We start from the raw sequence: 15,526 nt of genomic DNA on the forward strand, positions 1-15,526 counted from the left end.
CAGCGGGGGCGAGGATGAGCGAGCGTCGCATCGGGGTTTATCCCGGCACCTTCGACCCCATCACCAATGGGCATTTCGACATCATCCAGCGCGCGGCCAAGCTGGTCGATCATCTGATCATCGGGGTGGCCAGCAATGCCGGCAAAGGGCCGCTGTTCTCCACGGCGGAGCGCGTGGCCCTGGTGCAGGACGAATTGGGGCCGCTGGCCGCCAAGGGCATCTCGGTCGAGGTGCGGCCCTTCGACACCCTGCTGATGAATTTCGCCGTGGGCTGTCAGGCCCAGGTGATCATCCGCGGCCTACGTGCCGTCTCGGACTTCGAATACGAATTCCAGATGGCCGGCATGAACGCGCGCCTTAACCCGCAGGTTGAGACCGTGTTCCTGATGGCGTCGGACCGGCATCAGTTTATCTCCTCCCGCTTCGTGAAGGAGATTGGGCGGCTGGGCGGCGACATCGCCCACTTCGTCAGCCCGCGCGTGGCCCATCGCCTGGCTGAGCGTTTCGCTCAGGACGCCCGGCAAGGGGTGGGCGGGGGCGTCGAGCCTGCCACCGGCGGCGCCGGCGAATAAGCCCCAAGATTTTTTGCGGACAGGGGCCCTATGCACGGTTGATGTGCCGGGCCCCGCCGCTTTCCATTGACCGCGCCCATACCCGTCATTATGGTGCGCGCCACACCGGGACGGGCCCCAGGCCCCGTCTTCGTTCGCGGAAAACCAACGCGTTTTCCCCGCGGTCGATCCCGTAGCTCAGCCGGTAGAGCACGTGACTTTTAATCATGGGGTCGTGGGTTCGAATCCCACCGGGATCACCAATTTTCAATAACTTAGCCGAGTTTTGGCCGGGCGGGCTTGTGCGTGCGTAGCGCCTTTCTATTGGCGCCACGCGTTGGCAACCGCACGGTGTATCGGTCAAACCGATAAAGCCATATTGAATAAAGCACCTTGTCCGCCGGCAATATTTCCGCTGATTTGCTCCTCATCAAAATAAAAAGCGGCCATCTATGTGGCTGTTAAATGAGGAGGATATGCTCTGTGAAGAACTGGGCGGTGTGTGCATCATTTTTGTGCGCGGTTTTGTTTGCAAATGTGAATTTGGCGCAGGCTACCGAGAGTGGTGGCAACAGTTATCCGCCGGGTGCCAGCATCTATCTGGCCGGCGCGATGCCGCCGCCGGGTGAGTACATCCTGTTCCAGCCCAACTATTACATCGCTGACCGGATGAACGATGGCGCGGGCAACAAGCTGCCCCTGGAGTTCAGCGTCGAATCCGTCTCGCAGACCTTTCGCGGCTTCGTGGTCACGCCCTATCGGCTATTCGGCGCGCAGGTGGCGTCCGAGGTGATCCTGCCCATCGTTGACCTGCATGCCGAGGTGGCGGGGCAGAAGACCAGCAAGCTGGGCTTCGGGGACGTCGGCATCACGCCGCTGATGCTGGGCTGGCGCCTGGGTCCCAACCTGTCCCTGGTGTGGGGCACCGACATCTTCATGCCGGTGGGCCAATACAACGCCGCCGCCCTGGCCAACATCGGCCGCAACGTCTGGTCCTTCCAGCCGACGCTGGGTCTGGCCTACATCGATCCGCAGGGCTGGCAGGCGCAGGTTTCACCGCGCCTGGCATTCAACACCACCAACGACGCCACGCGTTATCACTCCGGATCGGACTTCGACCTGGATTTCGCCGTGGCGCGCAATGTCGATGGCTGGCGCTTCGGCGTCTCCGGCTATTTCTACGTCCAGTATGAGGATGACACCCAGGATGGCCTGAAGGTCGGTACCCACGGCTATCGCGGCAAGGCCTTCGCGGTGGGACCGGCCATCAGTCACGATATCGGGCCGCTGCAGGCGACCTTCACCTGGCAGCACGAGTTCGTGGCCGAGCACCGCGCCCAGGGCGAGAACCTGTGGATGCAGTTGGGCCTGCGGCTCTGATCTTAGAACAGGGTTGCGGCGACCTGTGGGGCCAGGAGATCGGCGTCGTCATTGCGCACGTTGCCGACGCGCGGCCCCACAGCCCAGAAGCGGGTCTCATTGGCGGGGTAAGGGCGCAGCAAATCCAGCAGAGCGGAAGCATCGGCATCCGTCTCGCCCAACCAGGCGGGCCAGTGGCCGGGCGTCAGGATGACCGGCATGCGGTGGTGGATGTGGCCGATGGCATCGTTGGCGGCCGTGGTCAGGATGGTGTAGGTCCGCACCCACTCTCCGCTGGCTGGATCCTTCCAACCCTCCCACAACCCGGCGAAAGCGGCGGTATCCGTGTTGGCTGGGGCGATGGCATAGGCCTGCTTGGCACCGTTCTCCACCCGCCATTCATAGAAGGCGGTCACCGGCACCAGGCAGCGGCGGCGGGCGAAGGCCTGCCGGAACGTGGGTTTTTCCGTCACGCTTTCCGAGCGGGCGTTGATCATCTTGGCGCCCCCCGCCATATCCGCTGCCCACGACGGCACCAGGCCCCAGCGCAGCATGTCCAGACGCCGTTCCCCCGTCTGCGCGTTCCAGCGCACCACCGGCGCCGATTGCGTCGGCGCGATGTTGAAGCGGCCCGGGAAATTGGGCAGGGCGCCCAGGGTCTGGAACAGCGCCTCCATAGCCTGCGGCGGGGTGACGGCGGCATAACGACCGCACATGGCGGGAACGACTCCGGAATGTGGACGGGCGCTTGGCACCCGGGCGGCGGCATGATACCGCTGCCAAAGCCAAATGCGCCACAGCTAGTATCCGGAGCCATAGCATGACCCAATCCCTAGCCTCCGCCGCTGCGGGCGTGCCCAAGGTCGGCATCGGGGTCCTGATCCAGCGTGAGGGCCGCATCCTGCTGGGCCGCCGACGCAACAGCCATGGCGACGGCAGCTATTCCTGGTGCGGCGGCCACCTGGAATATGGCGAGACCTTTGAGGAATGCGCCATTCGCGAGGTGAGGGAGGAGTGCGGCCTGGTGGTGCGGCGCCTCCGCTTCCTTTGCCTGCACAACATCCTGGCCTACGACAAGCACTACGTGGACATCCAGTTCATCGCCGAGGAGGTGGAACCGGGCGAGCCCCAGGTGCTGGAACCGCACAAGATTGCGGATTGGGGCTGGTACGGCTTTGACGCTCTACCCCGGCCGCTGTTCCGCCCGGTGGAACTGGCCTTGGACGCCTGGGCCGCCCAGCGCAGCTACACGCCCCTGGCGGCGCCCTTGGCGCGCTAGGTCGTTCGGCGCGACCAATCTGTGACCCACGACCTATTGCCAAAGAACGTCTTTGGCGACGCTGCGCGCGCCATATAAAGTTTTTGTTACATTTTGTTGGCAGTTGCGAGTCGAGGTGGCGCGGGGTCGCCTGACCGACATCGCCGGTATTTCCGGGGCAATAGGGGGAATAGCGCGCGTCCGGCCGTCATCGCGGCCGGCGACGCCCGAGATTTGCCTGATCGCCGCAGGAGGCGATTGGGGCCAGGGAGGAAGAACGTACAAATGAACGGCTTCGACAGTGCCATCCAGGAATTCCTGACCACCCACGCCTTCACCTCGGACGTGGTGAACCACGCAATCCGCACCATCGCCGACTTCTCGATGTTCAAGGGCCTTTTCCCGGTGGCCATCCTTTGGTGGATCTGGTTCCGGGGGGGGCGGCGCGGGCTGTGGGAAAAGGAAATGGTGATCGCCACCTTCGTCAGCGGCTTGCTGGCCCTGGGCGTTGGGCGCCTGCTGGCTCACTTCCTGCCTTTCCGGGAGCGCCCGATCTACGACCCCGCCGTGCCCTTCCACTTTCCCTTGAGCGGCACCAGCGAAGCCATCCTGCGAACCTGGAGTTCATTTCCCAGCGATCACGCCATGCTGTGGATGGCGGTTTCCACCGGCATCTTCCTGGTTTGGCGCCGGATCGGTGTGCTGGCCATGGCCTACACCGCCATCTTCGTCTGCACGGTGCGGGTTTATCTGGGGCTGCACTACCCCACGGACGTGCTGGGTGGCGCCATCATCGGCGTGCTGATCACCCTGGTCATGACCCGCGACGCCGTCCGGCCGCTGTACACCACCCCTATCCTGCGGGTCATGATGCGCTTTCCCGCCCCCTGTTATACCCTGGCATTCCTGTTTTGTTTCGAGTTGGTCACCCAGTTCGACGAGATCCGCATGATCGGCCAGTCCGTGCACAAGGTGCTGGAGGCCCATCACGGCGACGCCGATCCGTCCCCGTATGCGCTGGGGCCCGTGGAAACCGCGGCCCGGCCCAACTGAGGCGTCGGCGCTGCTGCGCGGTCCCGTCCCCGCGCCACTTTGGAGATAGCCCGCCCGTCACAATTCCATGGCCGTTTCGCAGCCTGTATAAATAACTTTCGTTGTAGATCAGTGCCCACAATTGTCTAGGAGACCGTGGACCATGTCCGATCTTCATGACGGTCGCGGGGGTGGTCCCACAGCAACGATAGGGAGCACCTCCCCCAAGAACCGATCGGCACATCCGTGCATGGCGGCTGATATCGCCTTGACACGGGCAGCGGAAATGCTTCTGGGCATCCGCGGCACCCGGGCGTATGCCGACGCCACTCCTGAGGAACGGCTGGAACTTGAGTCCTATGTTCTGGAGCTGGTCGACGGACGGCCCGTGAACCACCCCGCGCGGGCGCATCTCGGTTGACCTTGGCGCTCAATCCCAATCACCCCGCTCATTCCGCAACAGCAACGGCCCAGGCGCTGAACCAAAAGATGCGCGCCGTGCAAGAACCTCGCGGGAAAGGCATTCCGCCCGGGCATTTGTATCGCGACGCCTTTGGCGGCACACTTCAGCCACGGTATGGCTTACGCTACCCTATTTTCGGGAAACCGTCGGCCCGCCTGACTTCGCAGGGGAGGGGTTAATGGCCTGGGGCGGTATCAGACGCGTGCTGTCCAATCTGGTTCGGCCCAGCAACCGCCGGACCTACGACCGCCTGTCCGTTGACAGCCAGGTGCAGTTGAGTTGCGGTGACGTCCTTGTATCTTGCCGTATCGCCGATGTTTCCGCCGGCGGTGCCTTTCTTGTCCCAGACCCTGACCTGCCCATCGGAACGGAGGGGGTGTTGCGCCTGCCGGGCGCGCCTGTGGCCGCCGCCGTCCGCATCGTGCGCCGCACCGAAAACGGCGTGGGCATCGAGTTCCTGCGCGACGGCGTGGGCGCCATCGTCGCCGGCTGGGTTCGCGCCGTCAGCGGCACGGGCTCGGCGGCCCGGGATGATGCCGCGCACACCCCCACTTGAGGGACCTTGGCCCCGATTTGGCCCCGAACTATGACAGTGATCGCCGGTGGCGCGGCTGCGGCGCCTACAGCCCGCAGAACAGCTCGAATTCCTTGACGGGCAGGGGGCGGGCGAACAGATAGCCCTGGCCTTCCTCCACACCCATCCCGCGCAGCAGGCTGCGCTCCCCTTCCGTCTCCACGCCCTCCGCGACCACCTTCAGGCCCATGGCCTTGGCCATGGCCACGATGGCCTGGACGATATGGCGGGTGCCGCTGTCCTGTTCCATGTCCTGCACGAACTTGCGGTCGACCTTCAAACAATCCAGCGGCAACTCGCGCAGGTAGGACAGCGAGGAATAACCGGTGCCGAAATCATCCAGCGCCAGGGCCACGCCGCAATCGGCGATCCACGCCATCTGGCGCAGGGCCCCCTCCAGATCCTCCGGCAGCACTGATTCGGTGATTTCCAGCTGCAGCAGGTGGGGCGGGATGCCGGTTTCCCGCAGCAACACGTCGATCAGCGCAGGCAGGTGGCCCCAGCGGAACTGACGTTCCGAGACGTTGACGGCGATCTGCAGCGGCTGGCGGCCGGCCTCTATCCAGGTCTGGATCTGCCGGCAGGCGGCGCGCAGGGCCCATTCGCCGATGGGGACCATCAGGCCCGTCTCCTCGGCGATGGGAATGAATTCCATGGGATAGATCAGGCCGCGGGTGGGATGGCGCCAGCGGATCAGCGCCTCCCCCCCAATGGGGGTGCCGTCGGCGATGGCCACCTTGGGCTGGTAATGCAGGACGAAGGCCTCATCCAGGATGGCCTGGCGCAGCTCCGTCTCCGTGATCAGCTGGTGGCGCAGCCGCTCCCGCATCTGTTCGGTATAGTGCAGGTAATGGGCGGAGCCGGACTTCGCCACCTCACCCTGGGCGATGGCCGCGTTCCGCAGCAGCGCCTGGCCGCTGGTGCCGTCGTCGGGCGACACCGCCACGCCGATCTTGGCCACCATGTACAGGAGCCGCCCCTCCACCAGGATGGGCTCCCCAATGCGGGCGGCCAGGGCGGAGGCGGTGAACAGCGCCTTGCTGGCATGGCTGAGGTTGGGCAGGAACAGGGCGAACTGTGCCCGGGCGATTCGGCAGACGGCGTCAGCGCTGCCGCACAGGCCCAGGACCCGCTCGGCCATGACCGCCATGGACGCGTCCAGCGCCTGCTGGCCCAGCAGCTTGTACAGCTCCGCCATGCGGGAGATCTCGATGACCAGCACTGCGCAGGGGCCGCTGTGGCTGGCCAAATGATCATCGATACGGCGGGTGAAGACGGAAATATCCTGCATGGCACCGGCACCGGGAGGTGCAGCGTCGGTTCTGGCGACGACGGTCAGGCAGGCATCGGTCACGATCAGGGCTAGGCCGGCTTGTTCTCGATTGGGTTTGACCTTAGACCATTTTCTGTCCCGACCGCATGAGGAAACTGCGCCATCCATGCAATATTCGAAAAATACGATGGAATCTGACGGTATCCGGGCAGCTCTGGCCTGAAGCGCCGGTTACAGGGGTAGGGCGGTTACAGGAGTAGGCCTGCCAGGCCTAGGCTTTCCCGCTCAATGATTATGGGAGGCAAATGCCTTGAGTTTTGCCCTGTCCAAGATCTTCTGGGCGCTGACGGCGCCCGGCAACCTATTGCTTTTGTTTTTGTTGGTTGGCCTTTTTGCAACCGGCGGCTTCAGGGCGCGCCGGTCCCTGCTCTGCGCCCGGTCCGCGGCCGTGGGGCTGGCCATCATCGCCGTGCTGCCCGTCGGGGCGTGGAGCATGCGCACGCTGGAGCAGCGCTTTCCGGCGCCTGCGGGCTTGCCCGCCCATGTCGACGGCATCATCGTCCTGGGCGGGTCCGTCGACCAGGTGGCGACGGCCGAGACGGGCCAGCCCGAGGTGAACGCCGCGGCGGAGCGGCTGATGGTGATCCCCGACCTGGCCCGCCGCTATCCCGACGCCCGCATCATCTTCTCCGGCGGTTCTGGGGAACTGCGCGATCCCGATGAGAAGGAGGCGCCGGTGGCCCGCGCCGCCCTGGAAGAGATCGGTATGGACATCACCCGCGTGACCTTCGAGGGGGAGTCGCGCAACACCTGGGAAAACGCGCTGTTCAGCCGTGACCTGATGCATCCGCAGCCCGGTCAGACCTGGCTACTGGTGACATCGGCCTTCCATATGCCGCGCTCGGTGGGCATCTTCCGCCATGTCGGCTGGCCGGTGGTGGCCTACCCGGTGGACATCCGGGCGCCCAAGACCCTGCTGTACCGGCCGGACTTCGATCTGCTGCGCGGGCTGGAACTGCTGTCGCAGTCGGTGCACGAATACATCGGACTGCTGGCCTACCGACTGCTGGGCCGTACCGACAGCCTGTTCCCGGCGCCGGACGGCGCCACCAAAACGCCCTGATTTCATTTCTAGTTTTCGACCACCTTTCCCGCTTGCCCGAGGATTTCGCCTGTGACCCGCTTTCCCGCCAGCCGCCCCCTCCTGTCCCGCAGCGCCGGCATCGGCCTGCTGTCGGCGCTGTTGCTGACAGGGTGCGCCGGCGGGCCGCCGGCGGCGGCGAACGCCCAGCAGCCACCGGCACCCCCGCCCGCGCCGGCGCAACCCCCGGCCCCCCCGGCGCCCGCCCCCACCGTCATCACGCCGGAACAGCAGGCGGACTTCGCGCGCTGGCTGGACGGCGTGCGGCAGGAAGCGCAGGCCCAGGGCATCTCCAAGGCCACCCTGGACCTCGCGCTGGCCAATGTGCAGGAACTGCCGCGCGTCATCGACCTGGACCGCAAGCAGCCGGAAGGCACGGTCACCTTCGCCACCTACGCCGACCGCGTCCTGACCAAGGACCGCATCCAGCGCGGGCGGGACATGATGCGCCAGAACGCGGCCCTGCTGGCCCAGGTCAGCGCCAAGTATCATGTGCAGCCGCAGTATATCGTCGCGCTGTGGGGGCTGGAGACCAATTATGGCCGTGTCACCGGCGGTTTCCGCATCATCGACGCCCTGGCGACCCTGGCCCATGATGGCCGCCGCCCGGCTTATTTCCGCAAGGAGCTGATCCAGGCCCTGCGCATCGTGGAGGAGGACAAGGTCGACCCCGCCACGATGAAGGGGTCGTGGGCCGGCGCCATGGGCCAGGTGCAGTTCATGCCCAGCGCCTTCTTCAAGTTCGCGCAGGACTTCGACGGCTGCGGCCGGCGCGACATCTGGACCAGGACACCGGACGTGCTGGCCTCGGCCGCCAACTACCTGTCCACCGTGGGCTGGGACGCCGGCACCACCTGGGGCCGTGAGGTGAAGCTGCCCGCGAAAGGCCTGGACGCGGCTGCGGCCGCCGGCCTGGACAAGAAGCGCACGCTGACGGAATGGGCCAAGGCCGGGGTGCGATCCCTGGACGGCAAGCCACTGCCGGCCCGCGCGCTGTCGGCCTCGCTGGTCATTCCTGACGGGCCGGACGGTCGCGCCTTCCTGGTCTATGACAACTATCGCACCATCATGAACTGGAACCGGTCCACTTATTTCGCGACCACCGTTGGTTTGCTGGCCGATCAACTTGGCGCGGCGCCGTGAGATGTTGTAGGGTGCAGCCACAATCCATAGCGGTGTGCAAGTGATGAGCCGGGCAAATCTGGTGAGGCGGACGGCGATGGCCGCCGCCGCCAACGAATCGACGTGGCAGTTCCCCTGGAAAGCGTCCGCCCTGGCTGGGGCGTCGCTGGCGGGGCTGCTGATGACCGGCTGCGCCCACAAGCAGGAGGCGCCCGGCCCCGCCGCCACCATCAAGACCCAGGCGCCGTCGACCGCCGGCGCGGGCCAGCCCACTTACAAGGTGGGCAACCCCTATCAGATCGGTGGCATCTGGTACTATCCGCGCGCCGATTATGATTACGACCAGACCGGCATCGCCAGTTGGTACGGCCCGGGGTTCCACCAGGAACGCACCGCCAACGGCGAAACCTTCGACCAGAACGAGCTGACGGCGGCCCACCAGACCCTGCCCATGCCCAGCCTGGTGCGGGTGACCAACCTGGACAACGGCCGTTCCATCGTTGTGCGCATCAACGACCGCGGCCCCTTCGCCGCCGGCCGCATCATCGACCTGTCCCGTCGTGCCGCCCAGCTGCTGGGCATGGAGCAGCAGGGAACGGCCAAGGTGCGGGTGCAGATCCTGGCGGATGAAAGCCGCGCCATCGCGGCGGCGGCCATGCAGGCCGGCGGCGGCCAGGTGGCCCTGAACGCGCCGCCCAGCAGCACGGCACCCGTGCCCACCACCATGGCGGATGGCAGCCCGGTGCCCAAGGCCGCCCCGCGCCCTAGCGTGACGGTGCAGGGCCAGGCCTTGCCGCCGGCGCAAGGGCCTAATCCGGCCCCGGCGCGGCCCGTCCCGGCTCCCACCACCGTTCCCGGCACGACGGAGCCGGACGGCCGCTTCCTGCCGGCGCCGGTGGTGCAACAGGTCGCTGTCGGCCCGGGGCCGAAGCGCATCTATGTACAGGCCGGGTCCTTCACCCTGTTCGACAACGCCAACAAGCTGCGCGCCCGGCTGGCCAGCATCGGCCCGTCCTTCCTGGCGCCCAGCATGGTCAATGGCACGCAGTTCTTCCGCGTCCGCGTCGGCCCGCTGGACACGCCCGAACAGGCCGACCAGGTGCTGGACCAGGTGGTGGCCGCCGGCAACAACGGCGCCCGGGTGATCGTCGAGTAAGGCGCGGGTTAAGCTTGAAATGTCGCCGCCGGCCGCCGCACCCTGTTCACCAGGGTCGCCGCCGGTTGGGACATTTTGGCCATAGGCCGTCTGGAGACTGGCATGGACGGCCATTCATGGGGCATCAGTGCCCCCGCATGCTTTAAGGCTATTAGAGCTATCGGACACGCAGTCGGGATAGAAGAGACATGGAACTGAAGGTTTTGGCGTCGCGCGGCGCGGTTAAGGCCGCCCTGGTTATAGGGCTGCTGGGCGGTCTGTTGAGCAGCGTGGGGCACGCGGCCACCATCGATACCGAGGCGCGCCAGGCCATCCTGATGGATGCCGACACCGGCACCGTCCTGTTCGCCAAGAACGCCGACCAGCACATGCCGACGTCGTCGATGAGCAAGGTCATGACCATGTACATGGTCTTCGACCGGCTGAAGAACGGCAAGCTGTCGCTGGAGGATAGTCTGCCGGTCAGCCGCCGCGCCTGGGAACTGGGCGGCGCCAAGACCGAAGGCTCCACCATGTACCTGCCGCTGGGCGCCAACGTGAAGGTGGAGGATCTGATCCGCGGCGTGCTGGTGCAGTCCGGCAATGACGCCACCATCGTTCTGGCGGAAGGCCTGGGCGGCACGGAGGAAGCCTTCTGCCGCAACATGACCAAGCGCGCCCACGACATGGGCATGAAGGACAGCAACTTCACCAACGCTGCCGGCCTGCCGGACGCCAACCACTATTCCACCGCGCACGACCTGGCCATCCTGGCCATCCGCACCATCCACGACTTCCCCGAGTACTATCACTATTTCTCGGAGCTGGAGTTCACCTACAACAAGATCAAGCAGGGCAACCGCAACCCGCTGCTGTACCGCAACATGGGCGTGGACGGCCTGAAGACCGGCCATACCGAAGCGGGCGGCTACGGCCTGATCGCCTCGGCCAAGCGCGGCGACCGCCGCCTGGTGCTGGTGATCAACGGCCTGACCAGCATGCAGAGCCGCGCGGATGAACCCGCCCGCATCCTGGAATGGGGCTTCCACGAGTTCGACGACTATGCCCTATTCAAGGCGGGCGAGACCGTGGACACACTGCCGGTGTCGCTGGGCACCGCCGACACCGTGCCGGTGGTCCTCCCCGACGCCCTGAAGATCACCCTGACCGCCGAACAGCGCCGTGCCATGAAGGTGGCCGTGGTGACGCAGCTGCCGCTGGCCGCCCCGGTTGCCAAGGGCGCCACCGTCGCCACCCTGAAGGTGACGGCGCCGGACCTGCAGACCCTGGAGATCCCGTTGCAGGCGGCCAACGATGTGCCGCGCCTGGGCCTGTTCGGCCGCATGGGCGCCGGCCTGCACCGCATGATCTTCGGCAGCTGAGGCGGCTGATGGCGACCGGCCGGTTCATCACCCTTGAGGGCGGGGAGGGGGCGGGCAAGTCCACCCAGATCCGCCTGCTGGCCCAGGCCCTGGCCAACCGGGGGCTGGAGGTGGTGACCACCCGCGAGCCAGGCGGCGGTTCCGACGGCGCCGCCGCCATCCGGGGTCTGCTGGTGGCCGGTGACACGCCTTGGCAGCGCCTGACCGAGGCACTGCTGCATAACGCCGCCCGGCATGAAAATGTCGAGGCGCTGGTGCGCCCGGCCCTGGCCCGGGGTGCCTGGGTGCTGTGCGACCGCTATGTCGACAGCACCGTGGCCTATCAGGGCTACGCCATGGGCGTGGACCGGCGCGTCCTGGCCGATCTGCACCGCCTGTCCACCGGCGGCCTTATGCCCGACCTGACCTTGGTGCTGGATCTGCCGGTCGAGGCCGGTCTGGCGCGTGCTGGATCACGGCCCGGCGCCGAAGACCGGTATGAGCGCATGGGCCGGGCTTTCCATGAACGCCTGCGCCAGGGCTTCCTGGACATCGCCGCCCACGACCCCGGCCGCTGCGCCGTGATCGACGCCACCGGCGACATCGCCGCCATCCAGGCCCGACTGCTGGCGGTGGTGGAGCAGCGCCTGGGCCCGCTCGGGAGGGCCGCCTGATGCCGGCGCCGGCGTTCGACCGGGAAAGCGTGCCGGCCCCCATCGCCACGCACGACCTGATGGGCCATGCGGCGGCGGAGCAGACGTTGCTGAAGGCCGCCACCGGCGGACGGCTGCACCACGCCTGGCTGATCGGCGGGCCGCCCGGCATCGGCAAGGCGACGCTGGCCTATCGTTTCGCCCGCTTCCTGCTGTCTGGCGGGGCGGAACCGCAGGATGATGGCTTGTTCGGCGCCCCGCCGCCGCCCACCAGCCTGTACGTCTCGCCCGAGAACCCCATTGCCCGGCGCGTGGCCGCCGGCGCGCACGGCGACCTGCTGACCATCCAGCGCACCTGGGATGACAAGCGCAAGCGCTTCAAGCGCGACCTGCCGGTGGAGGAGGTGCGGCGCATCGCCCCTTTCCTGCGGCTGACGGCGGCGGAGGGCGGCTGGCGCATCGTGGTCGTGGACGGCGCCGACCAGATGAACCCCAGCGGCCAAAACGCCATCCTGAAGATCCTGGAGGAACCGCCGCCCCGCGCGCTGATCCTTCTGGTGGCGGACAACCCCGGCGCACTGCTGCCCACCATCCGCTCGCGTACCCGCACCCTGATGCTGGAGCCCTTGCCCACCACCACGGTGCGCAGCCTGGTCAACCGCATGATGCCGGATCTGGAGATGGGCGACGCCGCGGCGCTGACCACCCTGTCGGACGGAAGCATCGGCCGGGGCCTGGACCTGGCCGCCGCCGGCGGACTGGACCTCTACCGCGTGCTGCTGGGCGTGCTGGATACCCTGCCGCGCCTGGATCTGGCCGCCGCCCATGCCCTGGCCGACCAGGTGGCCCGCGCCGGCCAGGACACGGTGTGGGAGACGACGACCGACCTGCTGCTGTGGTGGCTGGCCCGCTTCAACCGCGCGCTGGCCCGCGACCAGGCGGCGGCCGAGATCGTGGAGGGCGAAGCGGCCCTGATGGAACGTCTGTCCTTCGCGGCACGCCGGGATCGTGCGCTTGATCGCTGGATGGAGGTATGGGACAACGTCAACCGCCTGTTCGCCAAGGCGGAAGGCGCCAATCTCGATCGCAAGCAGGTGATGTTGAGCGCGCTGCGCACGATCGAGGCGGCGGCCTCCTGAACGCTGAAAAGCGGTCGCACAGACCTAAATAATAAACCGACAGCCTGTTAGCCGGAGAGTTGCCATGTCCGGGCGCCCGCCCTTCTACATCACCACGCCGATCTACTACGTGAACGACGTGCCGCACATCGGCCACGCCTACACGACGATCGCCTGCGACGTGATGGCCCGCTTCAAGCGCCTGGACGGCTATGACGTCAAGTTCCTGACCGGCACGGACGAGCACGGGCAGAAGGTGGAGAAGTCGGCCGAGAAGGCCGGCGTCGACCCGCAGGCCTTCACCGACCGCGTGTCGCAGAACTTCCGCGACCTGACGGGCCTGCTGAATATCTCCAACGACGATTTCATCCGCACGACCGAGCCGCGGCACATCAAGTCCGTGCAGGCGCTGTGGCAGAAGCTGGTGGACAGCGGCGACATCTACCTCGGCTCTTACGCCGGCTGGTACTCCGTCCGCGATGAGGCCTATTACGGCGAGGATGAGCTGCGCACCGAGGCCGACGGCCGCAAGTTCGCGCCCACCGGCGCCGAGTGCGAATGGGTGGAGGAGCCCAGCTACTTCTTCCGCCTCAGCGCCTGGACCGACCGCCTGATCGCCTTTTACGAGGCCAACCCGGACTTCATCCTGCCCGCCGGCAAGCGCAACGAGGTCATGAGCTTCGTGAAGGGCGGCCTGAAGGATCTGTCGGTCAGCCGCACCACCTTCGACTGGGGCATTCCGGTCCCGGGCGATGAGAAGCACATCATGTATGTCTGGCTGGACGCCCTGGCCAACTACACCACCGCCATCGGCTATCCCGAGACGGGGGAGGGCACGCCGTACGCCCGCTACTGGCCGGCCCTGCATGTGGTTGGCAAGGACATCCTGCGCTTCCACGCCGTCTATTGGCCGGCCTTCCTGATGTCCGCCGGCCTGCAGCCGCCGCGCCGCGTGTTCGCCCACGGCTGGTGGACGGTGGAGGGCGAGAAGATGTCCAAGTCGCTGGGCAACGTGGTGGCGCCGTCCGAGCTGCTGGAAAAGTATGGCCTGGACCAGACCCGTTATTTCCTGATGCGCGAGATTCCCTTCGGCAACGACGGCGACTTCTCGCGCCGCGCCATGGTCACCCGCATCAACAGCGAGCTGGCCAACGGCTACGGCAACCTGGCGCAGCGCTTCCTGTCCATCATCCAGAAGAACTGCGGCGCCGTGGTGCCCACGCCCGGTGAATTCACCGAGGCGGACCACGCCTTGCTGGCCGCAGCGCGCGGCCTGCTGCCCACCATGCGGGCGGAGCTGGACGTGCAGGCCTTCCACAAGGCGCTGGACGCCCTGTGGGTGGTGGTAGGCGACGCCAACCGCTACATCGATGAACAGGCCCCCTGGGCCCTCAAGAAGACGGATCCGGCGCGGATGGCCACCGTGCTGTACGTGCTGGCGGAGGCCCTGCGCCACGTCGCCATCCTGACCCAGCCCTTCATGCCCGGTTCCATGGCCAAGGTGCTGGATCTGCTGGCCGTGCCGGTGGACGCCCGCGACTTCGCCCACCTTGACCAGGCGCTGGTGCCCGGCACGCCGCTGCCGCCGCCGCAGGGCGTGTTCCCTCGCCACGTCGAGGAGACGGAGGGGGCCGCCTGATGCCGGACGGTCTGATCCAGAAGCCCTTCCTGATCGACAGCCACTGTCACCTGGACTTCCCCGACTTCGCCGAACAGCGCGACGCAGTGGTGGAGCGGGCGCGGGCGGCCGGGGTCGGCGCCATGCTGACCATCTGCACCCATCTCAGCCGCTTTCCCCAGGTGCATGCGGTGGCGCAGGCCTATCCCGACGTCTGGTGCACCGTGGGCGTCCATCCCCACCAGGCCCTGGAAGAGCAGGAGCTGTGCACCGTCGAGAGGCTGCGTGAGCTGGCGGCGTACCCCAAGGTCGTCGGCCTAGGCGAGACGGGCCTGGACTATTACTACAACAAGAGCCCGCAAGAGGTGCAGGAGGCCAGCTTCCGCGCCCACCTGACCGTGGCGCGCGAAACCGGCCTGCCGGTCATCATCCACACCCGCGACGCGGATGAGGACATGATCCGCATCCTGCGGGAGGAGGGCGGGGCCGAGGGCAAGCTGCGCGGCCTGCTGCACTGCTTCAGCTCCAGCCCCGAATTGGGCCGCCAGGCGCTGGAGATGGGCCTGCACATCTCCTTCAGCGGCATCGTCACCTTCAAGAAGTCGGACGAACTGCGGGAATTCGCCAAGGAAGTTCCGCTGGACCGCATGCTGGTGGAAACCGATGCACCCTTCCTGGCGCCGGTGCCCATGCGCGGCAAGACCAACGAGCCGTCGTTCGTGGCCCATACCGCCCGCCTGCTGGCGGAGGTGAAGGGTATGGATCCGGCGGACCTGGCCCGGGCCACCACCGCCACCATGCTGACGCTGTTCGACCGCATCCCCCCCGCCGAGTGCGGCACCCTCGTCGCGGGGTTCCCGGCGTGAGG

16 protein-coding genes and 1 tRNA gene are annotated in these 15,526 nt (G+C 66.8%); 15 read left to right on the forward strand and 2 right to left on the reverse strand.

Translation table 11 applies throughout. From position 1 onward, the window contains the following. The first annotated feature begins 14 nt into the window (after positions 1–14). From coaD to P5F91_RS25240, 3 genes are all read left to right on the forward strand, one after another. Positions 15–572, forward strand: a complete 558-nt coding sequence (coaD, locus tag P5F91_RS25230) for a pantetheine-phosphate adenylyltransferase (protein WP_088873337.1) — start codon at positions 15–17, stop codon at positions 570–572. A 166-nt stretch (positions 573–738) separates the two neighbouring features. Further along, positions 739–814, forward strand: a tRNA-Lys gene (locus tag P5F91_RS25235). 280 nt (positions 815–1,094) lie between these two features. Further along, positions 1,095–1,931, forward strand: coding sequence for a SphA family protein (locus tag P5F91_RS25240; RefSeq protein ID WP_277908616.1), 837 nt, complete (start codon positions 1,095–1,097; stop codon positions 1,929–1,931). 2 nt (positions 1,932–1,933) lie between these two features. Here the strand turns inward: P5F91_RS25240 and P5F91_RS25245 are convergent, their stop codons facing one another. Further along, positions 1,934–2,626 carry an SOS response-associated peptidase gene (locus P5F91_RS25245; RefSeq protein ID WP_277908617.1) on the reverse strand — a complete coding sequence of 231 codons (693 nt, stop codon included), beginning with the start codon at positions 2,624–2,626 and terminating at the stop codon, positions 1,934–1,936. Positions 2,627–2,730: 104 nt separating this feature from the next. Here P5F91_RS25245 and P5F91_RS25250 point away from each other — a divergent pair, with 104 nt between their 5' ends. The 4 genes from P5F91_RS25250 (at position 2,731) to P5F91_RS25265 (ending at position 5,219) form a co-directional block, all read left to right on the forward strand. Then, positions 2,731–3,189 carry a nucleotide triphosphate diphosphatase NUDT15 gene (locus P5F91_RS25250; protein WP_277908618.1) on the forward strand — a complete coding sequence of 153 codons (459 nt, stop codon included), beginning with the start codon at positions 2,731–2,733 and terminating at the stop codon, positions 3,187–3,189. A gap of 264 nt (positions 3,190–3,453) precedes the next feature. Then, the gene (locus P5F91_RS25255; protein ID WP_145609988.1) at positions 3,454–4,221 is read left to right on the forward strand and encodes a phosphatase PAP2 family protein; all 768 of its coding nucleotides are present in this window, start codon (positions 3,454–3,456) and stop codon (positions 4,219–4,221) included. Positions 4,222–4,450: 229 nt separating this feature from the next. Beyond that, positions 4,451–4,621: a hypothetical protein gene (locus tag P5F91_RS25260; RefSeq protein ID WP_277908619.1), complete on the forward strand. Its 171-nt coding sequence runs from the start codon at positions 4,451–4,453 to the stop codon at positions 4,619–4,621. A gap of 244 nt (positions 4,622–4,865) precedes the next feature. Then, on the forward strand, positions 4,866–5,219 hold the full coding sequence (locus P5F91_RS25265) for a PilZ domain-containing protein (protein ID WP_277908620.1): 354 nt from the start codon (positions 4,866–4,868) through the stop codon (positions 5,217–5,219). 64 nt (positions 5,220–5,283) lie between these two features. Here P5F91_RS25265 and P5F91_RS25270 read toward each other — a convergent pair whose 3' ends face one another. Beyond that, on the reverse strand, positions 5,284–6,528 hold the full coding sequence (locus P5F91_RS25270) for a putative bifunctional diguanylate cyclase/phosphodiesterase (RefSeq protein ID WP_186454664.1): 1,245 nt from the start codon (positions 6,526–6,528) through the stop codon (positions 5,284–5,286). Positions 6,529–6,820: 292 nt separating this feature from the next. Between P5F91_RS25270 and P5F91_RS25275 the strand changes: the two genes are divergently transcribed. The 8 genes from P5F91_RS25275 (at position 6,821) to P5F91_RS25310 (ending at position 15,524) form a co-directional block, all read left to right on the forward strand. Then, entirely contained in the window at positions 6,821–7,633 is an 813-nt protein-coding gene (locus tag P5F91_RS25275) for a YdcF family protein (protein ID WP_145609991.1), read from the forward strand. Between the two features lie 51 nt (positions 7,634–7,684). After that, on the forward strand, positions 7,685–8,794 hold the full coding sequence (locus P5F91_RS25280) for a lytic murein transglycosylase (protein ID WP_246134309.1): 1,110 nt from the start codon (positions 7,685–7,687) through the stop codon (positions 8,792–8,794). 43 nt (positions 8,795–8,837) lie between these two features. Beyond that, positions 8,838–9,929, forward strand: coding sequence for a septal ring lytic transglycosylase RlpA family protein (locus tag P5F91_RS25285; protein ID WP_145609992.1), 1,092 nt, complete (start codon positions 8,838–8,840; stop codon positions 9,927–9,929). A 188-nt stretch (positions 9,930–10,117) separates the two neighbouring features. Next, entirely contained in the window at positions 10,118–11,290 is a 1,173-nt protein-coding gene (locus P5F91_RS25290; RefSeq protein ID WP_145609993.1) for a D-alanyl-D-alanine carboxypeptidase family protein, read from the forward strand. Between the two features lie 8 nt (positions 11,291–11,298). Continuing rightward, positions 11,299–11,943: a dTMP kinase gene (tmk, locus tag P5F91_RS25295; RefSeq protein WP_145609994.1), complete on the forward strand. Its 645-nt coding sequence runs from the start codon at positions 11,299–11,301 to the stop codon at positions 11,941–11,943. After that, positions 11,943–13,061, forward strand: coding sequence for a DNA polymerase III subunit delta' (locus tag P5F91_RS25300; protein WP_145609995.1), 1,119 nt, complete (start codon positions 11,943–11,945; stop codon positions 13,059–13,061). Before tmk ends, P5F91_RS25300 begins: the two co-directional genes overlap by 1 nt. Before the next feature lie 64 nt (positions 13,062–13,125). Beyond that, on the forward strand, positions 13,126–14,679 hold the full coding sequence (gene metG, locus P5F91_RS25305) for a methionine--tRNA ligase (protein ID WP_277908621.1): 1,554 nt from the start codon (positions 13,126–13,128) through the stop codon (positions 14,677–14,679). Beyond that, complete coding sequence (locus P5F91_RS25310) at positions 14,679–15,524, forward strand: TatD family hydrolase (RefSeq protein WP_145609997.1); 846 nt, start codon at positions 14,679–14,681, stop codon at positions 15,522–15,524. The genes metG and P5F91_RS25310 overlap by 1 nt, the downstream gene beginning before the upstream one ends. The last annotated feature ends 2 nt before the right edge of the window (positions 15,525–15,526 follow it).

This window comes from Nitrospirillum amazonense (genome assembly GCF_029594735.1).
In the GTDB taxonomy this organism is placed as follows: domain Bacteria; phylum Pseudomonadota; class Alphaproteobacteria; order Azospirillales; family Azospirillaceae; genus Nitrospirillum; species Nitrospirillum amazonense.

Coding starts and splice junctions, on each gene's coding strand:
- P5F91_RS25300 (WP_145609995.1), top strand. CDS start 11,943: ATGCCGGCGCCGGCGTTCGACCGGGAAAGCGTGCCGGCCCCCATCGCC.
- tmk (WP_145609994.1), top strand. CDS start 11,299: ATGGCGACCGGCCGGTTCATCACCCTTGAGGGCGGGGAGGGGGCGGGC.
- P5F91_RS25260 (WP_277908619.1), top strand. CDS start 4,451: ATGGCGGCTGATATCGCCTTGACACGGGCAGCGGAAATGCTTCTGGGC.
- P5F91_RS25310 (WP_145609997.1), top strand. CDS start 14,679: ATGCCGGACGGTCTGATCCAGAAGCCCTTCCTGATCGACAGCCACTGT.
- metG (WP_277908621.1), top strand. CDS start 13,126: ATGTCCGGGCGCCCGCCCTTCTACATCACCACGCCGATCTACTACGTG.
- P5F91_RS25245 (WP_277908617.1), bottom strand. CDS start 2,626: ATGTGCGGTCGTTATGCCGCCGTCACCCCGCCGCAGGCTATGGAGGCG.
- P5F91_RS25285 (WP_145609992.1), top strand. CDS start 8,838: ATGAGCCGGGCAAATCTGGTGAGGCGGACGGCGATGGCCGCCGCCGCC.
- P5F91_RS25255 (WP_145609988.1), top strand. CDS start 3,454: ATGAACGGCTTCGACAGTGCCATCCAGGAATTCCTGACCACCCACGCC.
- coaD (WP_088873337.1), top strand. CDS start 15: ATGAGCGAGCGTCGCATCGGGGTTTATCCCGGCACCTTCGACCCCATC.
- P5F91_RS25250 (WP_277908618.1), top strand. CDS start 2,731: ATGACCCAATCCCTAGCCTCCGCCGCTGCGGGCGTGCCCAAGGTCGGC.
- P5F91_RS25290 (WP_145609993.1), top strand. CDS start 10,118: ATGGAACTGAAGGTTTTGGCGTCGCGCGGCGCGGTTAAGGCCGCCCTG.
- P5F91_RS25270 (WP_186454664.1), bottom strand. CDS start 6,528: ATGCAGGATATTTCCGTCTTCACCCGCCGTATCGATGATCATTTGGCC.